At 40.5% G+C, this 17,759-nt stretch carries 18 protein-coding genes; 8 read left to right on the forward strand and 10 right to left on the reverse strand.

The features are described 5' to 3' along the window. Positions 1-86 precede the first annotated feature (86 nt). The 5 genes from DFO72_RS07120 to DFO72_RS07140 all read right to left on the reverse strand — a co-directional run bounded on the left by DFO72_RS07120 (position 87) and on the right by DFO72_RS07140 (position 4,050). Positions 87-1,214 carry a thermonuclease family protein gene (locus DFO72_RS07120; protein ID WP_113883878.1) on the reverse strand — a complete coding sequence of 376 codons (1,128 nt, stop codon included), beginning with the start codon at positions 1,212-1,214 and terminating at the stop codon, positions 87-89. 114 nt (positions 1,215-1,328) lie between these two features. Next, positions 1,329-2,204 carry an L-serine ammonia-lyase, iron-sulfur-dependent, subunit alpha gene (gene sdaAA, locus DFO72_RS07125; protein WP_113884089.1) on the reverse strand — a complete coding sequence of 292 codons (876 nt, stop codon included), beginning with the start codon at positions 2,202-2,204 and terminating at the stop codon, positions 1,329-1,331. A gap of 34 nt (positions 2,205-2,238) precedes the next feature. Continuing rightward, complete coding sequence (sdaAB, locus tag DFO72_RS07130; RefSeq protein ID WP_113883879.1) at positions 2,239-2,901, reverse strand: L-serine ammonia-lyase, iron-sulfur-dependent subunit beta; 663 nt, start codon at positions 2,899-2,901, stop codon at positions 2,239-2,241. A gap of 71 nt (positions 2,902-2,972) precedes the next feature. Continuing rightward, the gene (locus DFO72_RS07135) at positions 2,973-3,677 is read right to left on the reverse strand and encodes a helix-turn-helix transcriptional regulator (RefSeq protein ID WP_113883880.1); all 705 of its coding nucleotides are present in this window, start codon (positions 3,675-3,677) and stop codon (positions 2,973-2,975) included. 139 nt (positions 3,678-3,816) lie between these two features. Continuing rightward, entirely contained in the window at positions 3,817-4,050 is a 234-nt protein-coding gene (locus DFO72_RS07140) for a group-specific protein (protein WP_113883881.1), read from the reverse strand. A 161-nt stretch (positions 4,051-4,211) separates the two neighbouring features. Here DFO72_RS07140 and DFO72_RS07145 point away from each other — a divergent pair, with 161 nt between their 5' ends. From DFO72_RS07145 to DFO72_RS07155, 3 genes are read left to right on the forward strand one after another with little or no spacing between them, the layout of a single operon-like run. Beyond that, positions 4,212-5,606 carry a HAMP domain-containing sensor histidine kinase gene (locus tag DFO72_RS07145; protein ID WP_113883882.1) on the forward strand — a complete coding sequence of 465 codons (1,395 nt, stop codon included), beginning with the start codon at positions 4,212-4,214 and terminating at the stop codon, positions 5,604-5,606. Next, positions 5,584-6,261 carry a response regulator transcription factor gene (locus DFO72_RS07150; protein ID WP_113883883.1) on the forward strand — a complete coding sequence of 226 codons (678 nt, stop codon included), beginning with the start codon at positions 5,584-5,586 and terminating at the stop codon, positions 6,259-6,261. The genes DFO72_RS07145 and DFO72_RS07150 overlap by 23 nt, the downstream gene beginning before the upstream one ends. Positions 6,262-6,264: 3 nt before the next feature. Next, positions 6,265-6,825, forward strand: a complete 561-nt coding sequence (locus DFO72_RS07155; RefSeq protein WP_113883884.1) for a TVP38/TMEM64 family protein — start codon at positions 6,265-6,267, stop codon at positions 6,823-6,825. A gap of 39 nt (positions 6,826-6,864) precedes the next feature. On the opposite strand, the gene DFO72_RS07160 is transcribed toward DFO72_RS07155, so the two are convergent. From DFO72_RS07160 to DFO72_RS07170, 3 genes are all read right to left on the reverse strand, one after another. Next, complete coding sequence (locus DFO72_RS07160; RefSeq protein ID WP_113883885.1) at positions 6,865-7,464, reverse strand: YdhK family protein; 600 nt, start codon at positions 7,462-7,464, stop codon at positions 6,865-6,867. A gap of 195 nt (positions 7,465-7,659) precedes the next feature. Continuing rightward, the gene (locus tag DFO72_RS07165) at positions 7,660-7,989 is read right to left on the reverse strand and encodes a four-helix bundle copper-binding protein (RefSeq protein WP_113883886.1); all 330 of its coding nucleotides are present in this window, start codon (positions 7,987-7,989) and stop codon (positions 7,660-7,662) included. A 129-nt stretch (positions 7,990-8,118) separates the two neighbouring features. Then, a complete protein-coding gene (locus tag DFO72_RS07170; RefSeq protein ID WP_113883887.1) occupies positions 8,119-10,086 on the reverse strand; it encodes an LTA synthase family protein in 1,968 nt (655 codons plus the stop codon). Between the two features lie 330 nt (positions 10,087-10,416). Here DFO72_RS07170 and DFO72_RS07175 point away from each other — a divergent pair, with 330 nt between their 5' ends. Further along, the gene (locus DFO72_RS07175; RefSeq protein WP_113883888.1) at positions 10,417-11,043 is read left to right on the forward strand and encodes a YczE/YyaS/YitT family protein; all 627 of its coding nucleotides are present in this window, start codon (positions 10,417-10,419) and stop codon (positions 11,041-11,043) included. 17 nt (positions 11,044-11,060) lie between these two features. Here the strand turns inward: DFO72_RS07175 and DFO72_RS07180 are convergent, their stop codons facing one another. Further along, positions 11,061-13,370, reverse strand: coding sequence for an ATP-dependent DNA helicase (locus tag DFO72_RS07180; protein ID WP_113883889.1), 2,310 nt, complete (start codon positions 13,368-13,370; stop codon positions 11,061-11,063). A 207-nt stretch (positions 13,371-13,577) separates the two neighbouring features. Here DFO72_RS07180 and DFO72_RS07185 point away from each other — a divergent pair, with 207 nt between their 5' ends. Both DFO72_RS07185 and DFO72_RS07190 read left to right on the forward strand, forming a co-directional pair. After that, a complete protein-coding gene (locus DFO72_RS07185) occupies positions 13,578-13,964 on the forward strand; it encodes a hypothetical protein (RefSeq protein WP_243856083.1) in 387 nt (128 codons plus the stop codon). Between the two features lie 110 nt (positions 13,965-14,074). After that, a complete protein-coding gene (locus tag DFO72_RS07190; RefSeq protein ID WP_009334788.1) occupies positions 14,075-14,260 on the forward strand; it encodes a hypothetical protein in 186 nt (61 codons plus the stop codon). Between the two features lie 69 nt (positions 14,261-14,329). On the opposite strand, the gene DFO72_RS07195 is transcribed toward DFO72_RS07190, so the two are convergent. Further along, positions 14,330-15,364, reverse strand: a complete 1,035-nt coding sequence (locus tag DFO72_RS07195; RefSeq protein ID WP_113883891.1) for a mechanosensitive ion channel family protein — start codon at positions 15,362-15,364, stop codon at positions 14,330-14,332. 135 nt (positions 15,365-15,499) lie between these two features. Between DFO72_RS07195 and DFO72_RS07200 the strand changes: the two genes are divergently transcribed. Beyond that, positions 15,500-16,585, forward strand: a complete 1,086-nt coding sequence (locus DFO72_RS07200) for an AI-2E family transporter (protein WP_113883892.1) — start codon at positions 15,500-15,502, stop codon at positions 16,583-16,585. 109 nt (positions 16,586-16,694) lie between these two features. Then, complete coding sequence (locus DFO72_RS07205) at positions 16,695-17,744, forward strand: M42 family metallopeptidase (RefSeq protein ID WP_113883893.1); 1,050 nt, start codon at positions 16,695-16,697, stop codon at positions 17,742-17,744. The last annotated feature ends 15 nt before the right edge of the window (positions 17,745-17,759 follow it).

Here is a 17,759-nt window from a genome sequence, read left to right on the forward strand (position 1 = left end):
CATCCTGCTTATTAAAATGACAGGACGCCCCTTAATATGGTTATTTCGCTATTAAGCGGTTGAACTTAAATATAAGTTGCAGGTTATTAGCGTTCGCACGCATAATTGTCCTTGTCTCTATCATGTTTTGAGTCATAGGCAGGATGTGTAGAAGGCACACCATTTGGATATACCTTCCTTAACTCTGTACAGTTTTGGTAGGACTCATTGCTGCCTTCTCCAGAAGCAGAATTGCTGGCTGTATCACTGCTGTCATTCGACCCGCTGCCGCCGGCATTCCCCGAACTTGATGAAGAGCTGCTGGCTGCTGCAGAATCCAGGTCCCCTTTTGTTGTTCCCTCATCACCGAGAGCCCATAACCCTTTATTGGCTTCCCTTGCTTCCCTTCCAAATTCTCTGAAGTATTCGCTGTATTTTACATCCGGATTGTAGGTGGATGGCTCGGCATAACCATTCAGAACCAAGTGTGCATTGAACATTTTTTCACGTATTTCATTTTCGTCCATATCATCTGTTGGGATGTCCACCCAAATGATTCTTAGCAGGCGCCCATACCGGTCTGTATCAGAGACATCTTTTTGCATCCAGATTTTCTTGCCAGTCAGCTCAGATGTGGTAAATTGGCTCGCTTCTTTTCCGTATTCCTCTACTCTTGTTGTTGATTCGGGAGTGTTCACTCCAATCAGGCGGACTTTCCTCCCGTCTGATGTCTCAATTGTGTCACCGTCTACTACTCTGCCAACGGTAACTAGTTCCAGGCCCAGGCCCTCTGCAGCCTGATTTTGATCCTGTTCCTGTTTTTGCTTTTCAGCCTCTTCTTGTTTCTGTTTTTCTTCCTGTTCTGCTTCCAGCTGTGCCTGATCCTCTGCCTGCTTTTTGGCTTCCTCTTCTTCAGCCTTCTCTTCAGCAAGCTTTTCTTCTTCAGCCTTCTTATCTGCTTCATCCTGATCTGTCTCTATTTGTTCTTTCTCAGGCACATGTACAGTTTCTGTTGCATCTGAATCTCCAGTTGCTAAAAAAATGGATAACACAAAGCCAGCAGCCATAATCCAGCCGGATCTTTTGAAATTTATCTTATATTTCCGGTACTGATTATTTAAATATAATCCAATTAAAAAAATAGCTAACCCAATAAATGCGGCAGGAGCTGCAATTCCCAGTAATAGCATAAACACAATAGCAATAGTGAAAATAGTCCATCTTATAACTTTCAAACTCTTTTTTCTCTCCCCTTTTTAAAAAATTATCCTAAATTAGCATAACTTTTTTCTGCATAAATATAAACACCAATTCACTAAAGAATTGGTGTAATAAGCCAATAAACTAAATTACTGTTTTTTCCCAAAAATCTCTTCCTGCAGTCTTCTTCCTGTTGGCGTTGCAGCCAGTCCTCCCTCAGCTGTTTCTCTGAGTGCTGAAGGCATGGATTGCCCGATAAGATACATTGCGTTGATGACTTCATCACATGGAATTCTGCTCGTAATTCCGGCGAGGGCCATGTCTGCTGCTGTCATGGCGTTGGAGGCTCCCATGGCATTTCGCTTAACACATGGAACTTCTACTAGTCCGGCAACTGGATCACAAACAAGGCCCAGCATGTTTTTAAGTGTTATTGCCATAGCTTCAGCAGCCTGTTTTGGTGTCCCGCCTGCCATTTCTACAATAGATGCTGCCGCCATGCCGCTTGCAGACCCTACCTCAGCCTGACATCCTCCTGCTGCACCGGATATGGAGGCATTGTTTGCCACCACAAAACCAAATGCTGCTGAAGTAAACAGAAATTCTATCATTTCCATTCGTGTTGGATTGAGAACTTCTTTTACAGCGAACAATGTACCCGGCACTACTCCAGCCGAACCTGCTGTAGGGGTGGCACAGATTGTACCCATGGCTGCATTCACTTCATTGGTTGCAACCGCTTTGCTGACAGCATCCAATAAAATATTTCCTGATAAAGCCTTTCCGCTCTGAATGTACTTTTGCAGAAGGACTGCATCACCGCCAGTCAAACCCGTAACAGACGTAACACCTTTCAGTCCCCTCTCGACAGCCTGTTCCATCACAGTCAGATTGCGGTCCATTTTAGCGATAATATCGTCACGAGTTAAACCAGTTACTTCTATCTCCTGCTGAATCATGATTTCAGCAATTTTTACACCTTTATTTTCAGCCAGCTCAACAAGCTCAGCAACATTTCTAAACAACATTAGACTTTCCCTCCTGATGACCAGCTAACTATTAGTCAACCATTCTGATAATTTGCGTGATATTCGGAAGCCCTTCAAGCTCTGTCATCACATCATGGCCGATTTTCTGATCCACTTCAATGACCATAATTGCCATTTTTCCTTTTTCCTTACGTGAAACTTCCATATGTCCTATATTAATCTGGTGCTTTGATAAAATATTTGTAACAGCGGAGATAACTCCAAACTGATCGTTATGAACAACTAAAATGGCAGGATGTTCACCAGATAACTTAAGTTCAAAGGAATTCAGTTCGGTTATTTCAATTGTTCCGCCGCCAATGGATATTCCTACAAGTTCAAGTTCACGATCTCCTTCGGTAAGCTTGACTCTTACAGTATTAGGATGGTCTGTAACGGTATCTTCAACTGTAAAAATGACTTCAATCCCTGCTTCTTCAGCTAATTGAAGGGCAGAAGGAATCCGCTCGTCAAAAGTATCAAAGTCGAGGATTCCGCCAATAATGGCAACATCCGTACCATGTCCTTTATAGGTTTTTGCAAAAGAACCATATAAAGAAATCTCGGCTTTGGACGGCTGTTTTCCGAAAAGAGTCCGGGCAACACGCCCAATGCGTGCAGCTCCGGCTGTATGTGAACTTGATGGTCCGATCATAACCGGACCAATAATATCAAACGCAGATCTGTATTTCATTTTTTATGCCCCTTTACGTTTAAGGTCTTTAAATTCAGATAGCTGCAATGAAAATTACAGCAGCAAGCTTTTTATTTATGCTCCACAGCTTCGGGCTGCAGCTCATTAATCGTTCTGATTTTCTGCAGGTAATTATAAATGGTGAATTTGGAAACTCCAAGCACAGTTGCAACATAATCAGTTGCCCCTTTAATGAGAAATGTCCCTTTATCTTCAAGCTGGCGGACACATTCAACTTTTTCTTCTAGCGTCATCAATGAAGGTGCCTTCCTAAAACCTTGAAGTACCTGATCCACCATCTCGTGAATAACATCCTGGACGGAATTAAAAAAGGTCTCCGATTTAGAAGAATGTTCATCAAAGCTTATAAACTCTTCAATTTCTCCTCCAAATTGCATGAGCAGACTAATATCATAATTAAGGCATAATGCACCAATTACTTTATTTTCATCATCACGGAGAAAAATCGTGGATGATTTCATGACATTCCCTTTTTTGGATTGTGTTTTATAATTGGCTATATCATTAACTTCGTTTTTATGTTTGGCTAATTCATTCAAAACAAGATCTGTGATGGGTGAGCCGATTTTCCTGTCCGTTATATCTCCTGCAATATGAATAAGCGATTTTTTTAAGTCGCTGAAATCGTGCACTGCCACTTCACAGCGGGAACCAAACATTCGAACTAGCATATCTGCTGTCCGGATTGCCAGGTCAAAAACAGGTCTATGGCATTCCTTCAACTTTGTCACTCCCTTTTGTGAAATCGCTTTCATTATTATACTGCTCTATATTTCTATAATTTCATATTAACATAAAAACATAGATTGTTAAAATAAAATTTTAATAGCTACAAAAAAATTGTAAGTTACATAAAAAAATTGCCGCAGCAAAATCAGATGCGGCAATTCTATATTATACATTTTTTAATACAAGATAAAGCCTGTTGACTCTCTCAGTTCGTTCCTCCTCAGAAGCAAGATCAAATTTTTTCAGCAAATGGAATACCTCATTTAAAATATCCTGTGTATGTTCCTCCTGAAAAAAAGATTGAAACAAAGAACTCATATCGTCCGGCAGAAAATCTTTCTGCTGTTCAAACTTATTTTGTACATCTTCCGGTGTGTGATCCAATTTACATTCACTCATAAAAAAACCTCCTGTATGACTGTTACTTGCTTTTTTCATTATGATAAATCATTATTCTATTTTACCTTCTACAGTCCTATTAAAACATATACCTCTTCTGCATAGTTTCTTCAAACATTTCAACTATAATAGAAGTAATTGATTTGAAATGAGTGAGTTCTTTGAGTAAACTTTCCATGAAGCTTGGCCTGCTGTTCTTTCTGATCCTTTTCGGGCTTGAAACAATTATGTTCTTCTTTTTACATAGTACCCTTGTTGAATCTCGTGTGGAGGAAGAGCTTATAGCTCTGCAGACACGCGGCAATTCACACCGTGCTATTCTTGAAAAGCACTTTGATGAAAATACGATTTCACACGTGGCTCTGATGGAATCTGAAGCAAATACAGATGTAGTCATTACAAATTCGAATAAAGAGATCCTTGGTGCTTCTGTTGATAGCAGTTTGATCCAAAGGTACATAAAAAGGCCGATTACATCTTCAATAAGGAAAGGTAAAACCATCGAGGACAATTGGAAAAAAGAAGAATATATCTCAACAGTCAGCCCGATCGAACAGGATGGAGTGCTGATTGGCCATGTATATATGTTTCAGGATACAGCCTGGATTCAGTCGTTAATTTCACGATTAAATAAACAATTTTTAATCGCCGGGTTCATTGCTGTCATTTTCACCATTACTATCATCATCTTTTTATCAAAGGCACTGGCAAAACCGCTGATTAAAATGAAGGAAGCCACCTCACAAATAAGCAGCGGTGATTTTTCAGTTTCCCTTCCTAAAACCGGTGACGATGAACTTGGGGATTTAGCACGGTCCATTCAGTTATTGGCGGGTGACCTGAATTACCTCAGAGAAGAACGAAATGAATTTTTATCCAGCATATCGCACGAACTTCGCACTCCTCTTACTTATATAAAGGGCTATGCTGATATAGTTCAGAAGCGGGACCTGAGCCCGGAAGAAAGAAGTCAGTATTTATCAATAATCCTGGAGGAAACCAACCGGCTTTCAGATATGGTTAAAAATCTTTTCGATTTGGCTAGAATCGATAAAAATACCTTTGACATAAAAAAAAGACCTATTGATCTGAAGGAATTTATGAAAAAAATTGAAACAAAATTCTCACCGGCTTTCACCGAAAAAGGCATGCTGCTGTCTGTTAATTGTCTTGAATCAATTACCATATCTGCGGATGCATCAAGGCTGGAACAGATCATATTTAATCTTTTGGATAACGCCATTAAGTATTCCTCACCTGGAGATAAAACAACAATTAATATAAGCAGGACCAAAAAACATGTCATCATTAATATAAATGATACCGGAAGAGGGATCTCTGAGGAGGAACTGCCCTTTATTTTTAATCGATTTTACCGAGTGGATAAATCACGGGCAAGAGCTCTTGGAGGAACAGGTCTTGGACTCGCCATTGTTAAGGAACTTGTCCATGCTCATGGAGGGACTATATCTGTCTGCAGCAGAGAAGGTGACGGAACAGAATTTGAAATTGTTTTTAAGGGAGAAACGGAATGTGAAAACAATACTTTTGGTTGACGATGAAACGAGAATGCTTGATCTAATTTCTTTATACTTAACGCCACGCGGCTACAATTGCATTAAATTGGCTTCAGGTTCAGATGCCTTGCTATACTTAGAAACCCGTTCTGCAGATCTCGTTCTTTTGGATGTTATGATGCCTGAAATGGATGGATGGAAAGTATGCGAGGAAATAAAAAAATATTGGGATATTCCCATCATCATGCTTACTGCCAAAAGCGAAAAGCCTGACATTGTAAAGGGATTGAACATCGGAGCAGATGATTATATTTTAAAGCCATTCGATGAAGAGGAATTATCCGCAAGGATTGAAGCAGTTCTGAGAAGAAGCAAAAAAGATGGAAAAACCAAAACCTTTAAAGGGCTGGAACTTAAAGAAGATTCTTATGAGCTTTCCTATAAAAATAAGGAAATCCTTTTGACTCCCAAAGAGTTTTCAATGTTAAGCCTGTTCCTCTCAAACCTGAACAGAGTTTTTTCACGTGAGCATTTAATAGGCTCAGTATGGGGCTATGGAGTGTCAATCGAAGACCGCACCATCGATTCTCATGTCAGAAATTTACGGGAAAAATTAAGAAAAGCCGGGTTTCCTGCAGATGAGTATCTGACGACTGTCTGGGGTTTGGGCTATAAATGGGCCGGAAAGGATTAATGGATGTTTACTAATATCATCGGATGGCTTTCAGATGTACCGATATTGGCAGCTTTTTTTAGCATATCTATGAACATTGCTGCGGCGATAACGGGGTTCCTCCCTAGTGCATTTATTACTGCGGGCACAGTTGCCGCTTTTGATCTGAAATTGGGGCTAATCCTATTAATCATCGGAGAAGCTGCCGGAGCAATTATAAGTTTCATTCTTTATCGCAAAGGACTCACCAAGCTTACCTCCTCTTTTCCTCAGCTTAAGAATAACAAATTATTTTTTAAGCTGAGGAATATCGAAGGGCCAGCTGCCTATTTCATGGTTGTTTTGTTGAGAGTCCTGCCGTTTGTCCCATCAGGCGCAGTCACACTGGCAGCAGCATACAGCAAAATGAGGCTTCTGCCCTTTGGCATTGCCAGCACCATAGGAAAAATACCTGCTTTGTTTATTGAAGCCTTTGCGGTTTCACATGCACTAAAATTTAATATGGAGCTGCAAATAGCCATATTCCTTTTAGCTGCTTTCTTCTTTTTGGTTTACTATTTATATAAAAGTTATAAATTAAGTTAAAGAGCTTATCTTAGGCAGATAAGCTCTTTCATTTTCTATTTATTTAGAAGGAGAAAGCTCGTTTTCTGTTACCCACATGTGGTTTTTTACTTCCTGCCCGTCAGCTGTAGTAAAGTCAACCATATAGACAGTTGTTTCCTGCACAGAATCGATTTCGGCAGCTGCTCCTTCCATCCCCTTCATGTGACTTGCATTTAATGTTACCTCGTCGCCTTCTTTAAATGGCTCCTCTCCTGCATCTGCAATCTCTTCATGAACTACCCATTTATGATTTTCAACTTTTTCACCTCCGGTAGTTGGTGTGTAAGAGACCGTATATACGTTTGTATCGTATGCACCTGAAATTATTGCTTCGGCTCCCTCCATCCCTTCCATATGTCCTGCTGTAATGAAGGCCTTGCTTCCAACTTCATATTTAGGGTTCTCTGCTTCCTTTATACCTTCAGGGACTTCTCCGGAGCCGGAATGGTCCATGCCTGAATGGGCTCCTGAATGGCTGCTGCTTTCATTTTTCGTTGTGCTCTCTTCCTTGCTGGCACCTTCCTGTTCAGTGTCCCCGTCATTTCCGCCACATGCAGTTAAAGTTAATACTGCAGCCAAAGAAACAAACCAGATGGCGAATTTTTTTCTTGTCAGCATATCTATTCCTCCTTTTCTTCATGTTGTTAGTATGGCAATAAATTGTGCAGAAATTATGGAACAGGCTTACAAAAGGCTTATTTAATTTCCCTTTACTAATTGAAAATATGTACATTTATTCTGAGCCAATTTTGGCAAATAAAAATGGTAAACAGACACCCTGCTGGATGTCGGATGTCTGTTTAGTCAGTTTAATTAAGCAGCCATTTTACGGCATTCTTCCGCACATTTAAAGCATGCTTCAGCACAGCGCTGACAGTGGCCATGGTCGTGTTTATTGCACTCGTTTCCACATGCTTCACAAATCTCTGCACATAGGGTGCAAATTTGCTTGGCAAAAGGGCTGTTTGACTGCATCGCCTTTGCTGCAAAGGCACAGATTTCTGCACACTCCCTGTCCAGGCGGATACAATCCGCCATCATTTTAACATCCTCTTCAGCTAAGCATTCATCAAAGCATACATTACAGGCTTTCATGCATTCTAAACAAGCCTGGATGCATTCTTCAAAAGATTGGCTATACATTTTATCATCCTTCCTTTTATCTCTTTACAAATATACTCTACCCCTGCATTTTTTTAGTAAACTGCATATTTTCTGCATATATTCCGCATGCAAAAAAGAGAGCAGAGAGTTATTCTCTGCTCCTAAATATTACTTCTGTATACCCGGCCCACTTCTTTCCTCTTTATATGGCACCTCTTTTTTTACATATGAGTAATCATTTCGGTTGACTGGAATAAATCCTTCCGGCTTATAAAAGCGCAGCAGGTCTTTGTAAACAATGTTATCTGACATCTCAAGCTCTTTTTTTGCCTGATCGGAAAACAGCTTACAGGCATTAGCTTCAGCTATTTCGCCGGTTTCAGTAAAATAACAGGTCTCTTCAATCTGTGTATATTCAGGGGAAATGAAGTTGCCGTTTCGGAACGGGACTACTTCACGGTGCTTATCTGATAATAGATCTGATCCCATTTCCAGGTGATTTTTTGTATCAATGCCCAGCAGGTGAAGTAATGTCGGACGCACATCCACCTGTCCGCCAACATTATGGACAATGCCGCCATCCACTCCTGGTACATGGATGAATACTGGCACTCTTTGAAGCTTGGCATATTCAAATGGTGTAATTTCTTTTCCGGTTACTTCCGCCATAGCTTCATTGTGGTTTTCGGAAATTCCGTAGTGATCGCCATACAGAACAACGACTGTTTGATCATACAGCCCGGACTCCTTTAAATCATTAAAGAACTGCTGGAGTGCCTGGTCCATATAATTCGCCGACTGGAAATAGTGGTTAACCACATCATTATCCGTTTCGCCAGCAGGAAAATCAGTATCCCACTCATCCATTTTAAAAGGGAAGTGATTAGATAGAGTGATGAATTTTGTATAAAAAGGCTGTGGAAGACCGGTCAGCATCGACATGGATTCCTTGAAAAACGGTTTATCCTTCAACCCGTAGTTCTTAGTATTTTCATCGCTCATATTGTAATACTCAGCATCAAAAAACTTGTCATAGCCCATGGTTTTATACATTTCGTTACGGTTCCAGAATGTCTTGTAGTTTCCATGGAAAGCTGCTGAAGTATAGCCTTGAGACTTTAAGATAGCAGGTGTGCCATGGAAGGTATTTTGCGCTTTTGTTACATATACCGCTCCCTGTGACATTGGATATAGCGATGTATCCATGATGAACTCCGCGTCAGAGGTCTTTCCCTGTCCGGTTTGATTCACAATATTGTCAAAATAAAATGTCTTGCCGCTGTGTGCAAGTGAGTTCAGGAATGGAGTAACTTCTTTTCCATTCAGCTTGTAGTCAATAATAAAGGTCTGCAGAGATTCCATGGATACATAAATAACATTCATGCCCTTAGCTTTTCCGAAGTATTCAGGGTTCGGAGGTGAATACTTGGCTTTCACATAGTTCTCCACTTCAGTTACATCATTATTATCCGCCAGAGCCCTTTGGCTGGCAGACTTGGCATTTTGTACAATATCATATACGGTGAAATTGTATGCTCCAAGGTATTTCACCAAGTAATTGCGGTCAAAGGAACGTGTAAGCAAGTCCGGACGGTCATTCTCGGCTATCTCAAGATTAATGAAGAATACTATGATTCCTGCAGCGATAACAGCCAGTGCAGGTTTACGGCTAATTTTCTTTCCTGGTTTGTACCATTTCCTGACTGCCAGGAAAAGAAGCAGAAGTGTATCAGTAAAATAAAAAATATCCCATGGGGACATTAAAGAAAGAGCACTGTCCCCCAGCTGCCCCCCATTTACTTTTGCCTGCATTAGTACGGGAACTGTAATAAAGTCGTTAAAGAATCTATAATAAACGACATTTGCATAAAGCAGGAAAGATAAAAATAAATTCAGGCCAATAAGTATGCCCGATTGCCATTTTCCTTTGAAAAACAAAGCAAATCCCAGGAATACCAATGTAGAACTTAATGGATTCAAAAACAGCAGAAATCGCTGTATGTCATTATTGATCCCTAAATTAAATTCGATGCGGTAGGCTATATACGTTTTTAGCCAAAAAAGGATAACTGTCAGAAAGAACACAGCAAGGCTGCTTTTCGCCACTTTCCCAGGCGATTTAAATAACTTTCCCATAAGTGTGGTTTCACCTCTTAAATTGTAAACATGCGAAAAACTTAGCAGCGGCTAAGTTTTTATATGTAAAAAATATGTAAAGCCAACATTACTAAATGGTGAATGAATGTAAAATAATATAGCACAGTTTCAGATGAATGAAAACTGATATCTTCTTAATATCTTTCGCCTTTTTCCTGCAAAATCCAACAACTTTTTATAATAATTTTCTGTTAACCCAATCAATCTGATGATAAAATGAATTTTCCCTTCATAATTTCAGTGCTGCAGGAGTATTGATCTTAAAAAGGGCCAAGCTAATAATTAAACATAGATGATTGGAGAATCTTCATGAAAGAACGTTTCTTATTTTTTATTATCGGGATGCTGATACTGACTATGGGTGTAGCCCTAATTATCAGGTCAAACCTTGGAGCTTCTGCATGGGATGCCCTGGCTGTAGGTGAATCTCAAATGTTTCACTTAACAGTTGGCACCTTTGTTTTTATTAATGGAGTCGCACTCATTTTTATAAATGCTTTTTTAATGAAAAAAAAGCCTGAAGTCCTTGCAGCCATTTCCATCTTGATTATCGGCGCACTAATTGACTTTTGGCTTCTCGTTATTTTTGGTGACCTTTCCCCGCAAACATTGGCGGGTCAGTCATCCATATTGCTTTTTGGCATCCTTTCGATGGGAATGGGAGTGGCCATCTATTTGCAGGCCAAATTCCCGGCTAGTCCGATGGATACATTGATGGTGGCCATTCACACTAGATTTGGATTGAATTTAAGAAATTCAAGGATTATCAGCGAAAGCTTTGCCCTGCTGCTTGCGTTCTTATTCAAAGGTGCAATCGGTGTAGGAACGATAGTTGTCACATTAACACTTGGTCTGGTTGTACAATTCTTTTACCCGGTTTTCGAAAGAACGCTCGAAAAAATGCAGGTGCCCAAAGGCCCGCTTATTACCAAATGATTACCCTCATCCTGCTCTTACCGGGCAGGATGTTTTAACTTCTTAAACAAAATGGAATCCTTCCATTCATCAGGCAGCAGGGCCTGATACTTTGCCTGTACATACCTGTCATCCATTAAGACAATCATTCCTGTATCGTTTTCAGAACGAATTAGCCTGCCCCCTGCCTGAAGAACTTTGTTCATTCCAGGATAAGTATAGGCATAATCATAGCCGTTTTTCCCTTGCTGCTGGAAATAAGCTTTCATCATATCACGTTCAAACCCGATCTGGGGAAGACCCACACCAACCACAAAAACACCATTCAGCCTATCTCCCTGCAAATCAATTCCTTCTGAAAAAACCCCGCCCATGACGGCAAATCCCAATAGAGTTCCGGAAGCATTTGGCTGAAATGCATCCAGAAACTCCTCCCTTTCTTCTTCATCCATTCCCGTTTTTTGAATGATTGTATGTACGTGCATTTCCTCATGGGTGAACCTTTCATAAACATTCTCCATATATTGATAGGATGGAAAGAAGATCAAGTAATTCCCCTTCTGTCCCTTTAGCATGTCCTTAATCGTGCTGACAATCGGTTCGATAGATCCTTCCCGGTCACGGTATCTGGTAGAAAGCGGCTGAATGTAGACCTTGGCCTGATCTTTGGAGAATGGGGAAGGAACGGAAACAATATAATCTTCCTCTTGAAAGCCAAGCATGTCCAGATAATAGTTAAGAGGCATTAAAGTAGCGGAAAAAAAGATAGCCGACTTATAACCTTTTCTGGCCTTACGCAGAAGATTCGATGGATCCAGGCAAAATAACTTGATGATCAGGTCATTCCTCTGCTTTTGAATATAAGTTACAAACCTTTCATCATACAGTTTGCCTATTCTGATGAAGTTCTGAGCAGCAAAGAATACCTCCAGCAATTCTTCATCCGTATTGCTTCTGTTTTGCCCCAAATAGTTTTCGGCATTTTGAACAAATTCCTCAAGAACCTCAAAAAGCTCTTCAGGGGGATCTTTTTCTGCGACTTCCTGATTTTCACCACATTTCTTTTTTAATGCAATAAAAATTCCATTAACCTGTTTTGCGCTAGTATGAATCCCTTTGTCCCTCCCCTTAAAGCTTCTGCTCAATTGAAGAAATGCTGATTTTTCCAGGGAACTTGAATACATTTCTCTTCCCCGGTCCACAAGGTTATGCGCTTCATCGATCAGAAGCGCCGTTTTCTTTTTCTCCTCTTCAAGCAGTCGCTTAAGTGAGACCCTCGGATCGAAAATATAGTTATAATCACCGATAATGGCATCAGCGGCATATGCAGCGTCCAGTGAAAATTCAAAAGGGCAGACTTTATGCTTCATAGCATAATTTTCAATTGTTTTTCTGGTTATCATGTTCTCCTTCTTCAGGAGGTCAAGTACGGCATGGTTGATCCGGTCGTAATATCCATTGGCAAACTCACAGCTGTCTTTTTGGCAATTGGTCTCTTCCTTAAAGCAAATTTTGTCCTTGGCAGTAATTGTGACCGATTTAAGATTCAATCCGCCATCCCCCATAATGGCAACGGCCCCTTCAGCAGCCTGACGGGTAATGGTTTTAGCTGTGGCATAAATGATTCTCTGAATATGGCCTTCTCCAATGGCTTTTAATGCTGGAAAAAGAGTAGAAATTGTTTTTCCAATGCCTGTAGGTGCGTTGGCAAATAAGTTTTTCTCCTCTGCAATGGTTTTGTAAACTGCCCCGGCAAATTTCCTCTGGCCATTTCGGTAGGCAGGAAAAGGAAAAGCCAATTCTTGTATGCTCTTTGTTAATTCCTGTTGATGCTGAACCCTCAAGTCAGCATATGGAAAATAGGATTCCAGAAGGTAAAGTATAAATTCTTCAAGTTCACGAAAAGAATAGCTTTGCTGAAATCTTTTCACTTCATCTGTTTTAGATTGTACATAGGTTATTTGAACCCTCATCTCTGGAAGATTATGATCTTTTGCATACATGAAAGCATAGCATTTAGCCTGAGCCCAATGGACAGGGTAAGCAAATTCATCAATTTCAGATAGCGGGAGGGAAACAGACTTAATTTCATCGATAATGTGTTCTTCATTTCTGATGAGAAGCCCGTCACACCTGCCCTCAAGCTGAAAGTCGAGGTGATAGAAAGTTAAGGCTTCTTGCAGGTACACTTCTTTTTGATCTTCTTCCCCATAAAGTTTTTGGATTCTCTGATGAATCCTGGTTCCTTCTGAAAGCGGCACTGCAGAACGGAAGCCTGTTTCAATGCTGCCGCTTTTATAAACATATTCAACTAACGATCTAACCGATATTTTTATCTTATTTTCCATTGAAACGGCTCCTTAGTTTATTATTTCTACATTATAGCACATACGTTCTATTGATAAGAAAGATTTGCAATATAAGGAAATGACCCTTTACAATTTAAGGAGAGAAAAAATGGGAGGAGTGTGAGCGGATCTGTTCGTTGCCTGAACAGGCCATAAAAGTTGAAAAAAATTATTTTTTGGACAATAACCGGAGGGTCTTTTATATTATTGGGATTCCTAATCTATTTTGCTTCAATGGATCTGATATCAAATAAAGTAATGACAGAGGTTGCCGGCAGCATCACTGATGATGATCTGGAGATGCTTGCTGCTGATCCAAATGTAGAGGCCCTCCTCGGAAGCAGCCCAGAGGATTTAACAACAGTAAATCTAGAAAAGACATCGTTGCCGATCAAGACAAAAGACGAGGCAGTGAAGAAGATTTCAGAGAGCTTTTCGATGAAGGAAATCCAGCAGAGTGTCTCAAAAGTAAAAGGCGGACTGACTTCTGAAGAGCAGAATGAATTATACAGTCTTTTAACAGAAAGGTTATCAGAGGAAGAATTAACTGCCCTGAAAATCATTGCTATACAGGAAGTAAAGAAGAGTGATTAACACCAGATAATTCCAAAGAACTGTTTTTGTGTTATTCCGAAGATTCGGGATATTAGACCAAGCAAAATTCCTTCCTTTTCATACCTTAGTATGGAAGGGAGGGATCTATAATGTATCAATTGGCATTATTATATCTTGCTTGCATGCTTGCAGGCTACGGATTGACAATGGTACCTGTTTCTGCAGTTATTACTTCAGGCATTGCCAGCTTTTTCACCATTGTCGGCAGTCTGGCTATGATCATCTTTGGTCTTGCCATCCTTTATCTTGGCGTGAAAGCTTTGTTAGGGAAATAGGTTACATTTTAGGAAACACCAGCACTGAGCGGCTGGTGTTTTCGTTTTATCTCCCTTTAACTGAACCCGTCATTCACCTGGCAGCAGCTGTGCTGAGGCAAGCTCGATCCCATTTTTATAAAACCTCTCAGCAATTACATGTCTTAACCGGCTTTCAAATTTCTGTTTGGCTTCAAAGTTTGCAACAGGGACTTCTATTAGAAAGTCCATGGCCTTATTGCGGAAATCCACAAAACGGATATCAGGTGCAGGTGCCGATAAAACCCCTTCTGTGTTGGGCATTTCCACGTCGACTGCTTCTCTGAGAAGCTTTTCAACTTTATCTGTATCAGTACCATACGCTACGCTGATTAGAACCTGGGCAAGCATTTCTGAGCCTGTCCGGTTCTTAATGATTTGTTCGATGAAGTATTGGTTTGGGACGATGAGTGTTCCCTCTTTAGCTGTGCGGACGATAGTGGATCTGAGACGGATGCTTTCTATTCTACCGATCTTATTATTGATCTCGATCACTTCCCCAATTTCAATCGGCCGTTCAAAAAGGATAATGATGCCTGAAATAAAGTTACCGGCAATATTGCGCATGCCGAACCCTATACCAATGCCGAGAACCCCCAGTAGGGCAGCAGCCGCTGTTAAATCAAGGCCAACCGTTGTCAGGCTGATGGCGAGCGCTGCAATCATAACGGTATAATAGATCATTCTGTTGAATGAATAACCGAGCCCCCTGTCAACTCCATAGAATTCATAAACAGATGTTAATACATATTTGGTGAATACTTTTACGATCCGATTTGCAAGCGAGACTGTCAAAAAAGCTACGATTATTAAATATAGCGTCACATCCACATCCCCTGCTGTGAACAGGGTATAAAAAAGCCATTTCTCCCTTGAAAAATAAAACAAGAATAGAATGATAATTCCATAAAAAGCTGCCCAATTCACGAGTGAAGAAATTCCCTGAATGATCCGGTCGTTTTGTACTGACTTGCCCTTCCACTTTTTTACGAGTAAGTTAACTGTCCATTTGGCAGCCAATATCACTCCTGCAAACAATAAAAACAGCATTGCTTCCTTAATGGTTACATTTTTTATAAACAGCATCGTTATACTCCTTCACCTGTGCGTTCTTATGTTTTACCTATTCCTCTTACATCGATTCTTAAACGGCTGTGTTTAATACTGTTTGAAAAAAGGAAAGGTGTTTACTAAATACATATATAAGGTTGGGGTATATGAATGTGGATCAATAAACCATTTTTTAAATATGCAGCAGGCACTATTTTCGTATTAATCATCATTTTTCTGCTTGGAAAGATTGATTACTTCCTATGGCCAATTAGGGTTTTGGTTGCCACCATTTTCTTTCCGGTATTGATCGCTGGGATACTTTACTACATATTGAGGCCACTGGTTAGATTGGTTTCCAGGCCTTTACCCAAAACAGCCAGTATTATCGTCATTTTTGCTGTGGTGCTAGGTGCAGGGTATTTAGGATTTAACGCAATCGGCAATTTGATTGGCGGCCAGGTTACTGAACTAAGCGAAAACCTGCCGGCAAAGATGGAAGATTTATCGGATGAAACGGAGAAAGTGGTTGAAAAAAACAATATGGGCATGTTTTCTTATGACCAAGTCAAAAACAAAGCCTTGAACTTTTTAGAGACCATTTTATCTGGCGCTGGCGAGAACGTGATGAAAGTCTTCTCTACCATTACAAGCATTGTCACTGTCTTGGTTGTGGTGCCCTTTATTCTTTTCTACTTCCTAAAGGATGACCACAAGCTTCGGCCTTTTCTGTTAAAATATCTGCCGGATAAACACGAGGAAGAAGGCAATAAAATTCTCGGAGATATTGATAAGACCTTGTTTTCCTATGTTACGGGCCAGTTTATAGTGGCTGTCGTTGATGGTGTATTAATGTATATCGGCTATATGATTATAGGCTTGGACTACGCATTAACTTTGGCATTTTTTGCGATGTTCCTTACTGTCGTGCCATTTCTTGGTCCGGTACTTGGCATCATACCCGCCATTTTCATCGGTTTACTGCAAGGTCCCGGAATGGTATTAAAAATAGTACTGGTGCTTATCGCTGTTCAGCTGCTTGAAAGTAATCTCGTTTCCCCTCATGTGATGGGCAAAAGGCTTAACCTCCATCCGCTTACAGTCATCATTATCTTAATGGCTGCAGGATCAATTTATGGTTTTATCGGAATCCTCATTGCCATACCGTTCTACTCCGTCGTTAAGGTACTTGTAAAAGACTTTAGAAGATTTTACCGTTTAAGAACAAGGAAAAGCTTGCTCTCAGAAGAAATATAAAGAGGCCGACTGCCGTTCTGGCAGTTTTTTATTTATAGGGCATGCTTATCCCAAGAAATAACAGTATAATAAGAATTGCGTGTGAATAATTTGAGAGGAGATTTTCTAAATGGCATACCCAAATACAAAAGAAACCATTAACTTACTAAAAGAAATCGTTTCTATTCCAAGTCCATCCGGAAATACCAATGAAGTGATTACATATGTGGAAAAGTTTTTGAATGAGCTTAATGTTGAAACAAAACGCAACCGCAAAGGAGGGCTAATTGCTTCCCTCCCCGGTAAAGACCAAAATCGTCACCGGATGCTGACTGCCCATGTTGATACCCTGGGAGCAATTGTGAAAGAAATTAAGCCTAGCGGACGCCTGAAGATTGACCTGATCGGAGGATTTAAATATAACTCGATTGAAGGCGAATATTGTGAAATCGAAACATCTTCAGGCAATAAATTCACCGGCACCATTCTTATGCATCAAACATCTGTTCATGTATACAAAGATGCCGGGAAAGCTGAAAGAAACCAGGAAAACATGGAAGTGCGCATTGATGAAAAAGTACATAATGAAGAGGACGTCCGTGCACTGGGCATTGAAGTTGGAGACTTTGTTTCCTTTGATCCGCGTGTGAAGACGACACCGGCAGGATTCATTAAGTCACGCCATCTTGACGACAAGGCAAGTGTCGCGATTCTTCTTCAGCTGATTAAACAGCTGAAAACTGAGAACATTGAACTGCCGTACACAACCCATTTCCTTATCTCAAATAATGAAGAAATCGGCTATGGCGGCAATTCCAATATCACACCGGAGACTGTAGAATATCTGGCTGTTGATATGGGTGCTATGGGAGACGGGCAATCGACTGATGAGTATACCGTTTCTATCTGTGTGAAGGATGCAAGCGGCCCTTATCACTACGAACTAAGAAAGCGGCTGGTTCAGCTTGCCAAGGATAATGGAATTGGGTATAAGCTTGATATCTATCCTTTTTACGGATCTGATGCTTCTGCAGCCATCCGTGCCGGACACGATATTGTCCACGGCTTAATCGGACCGGGAATTGATTCTTCCCATGCATTCGAACGTACACATGAGGATTCAATTGAGAATACAGCTAAGCTTCTGTATCACTATGTACAATCGGAGATGGTGCTTTAACAAAAAATAAGAAAC

Origin of the sequence: Cytobacillus oceanisediminis (genome assembly GCF_004366035.1) — a bacterium.
In the GTDB taxonomy this organism is placed as follows: domain Bacteria; phylum Bacillota; class Bacilli; order Bacillales; family Cytobacillaceae; genus Cytobacillus; species Cytobacillus oceanisediminis_C.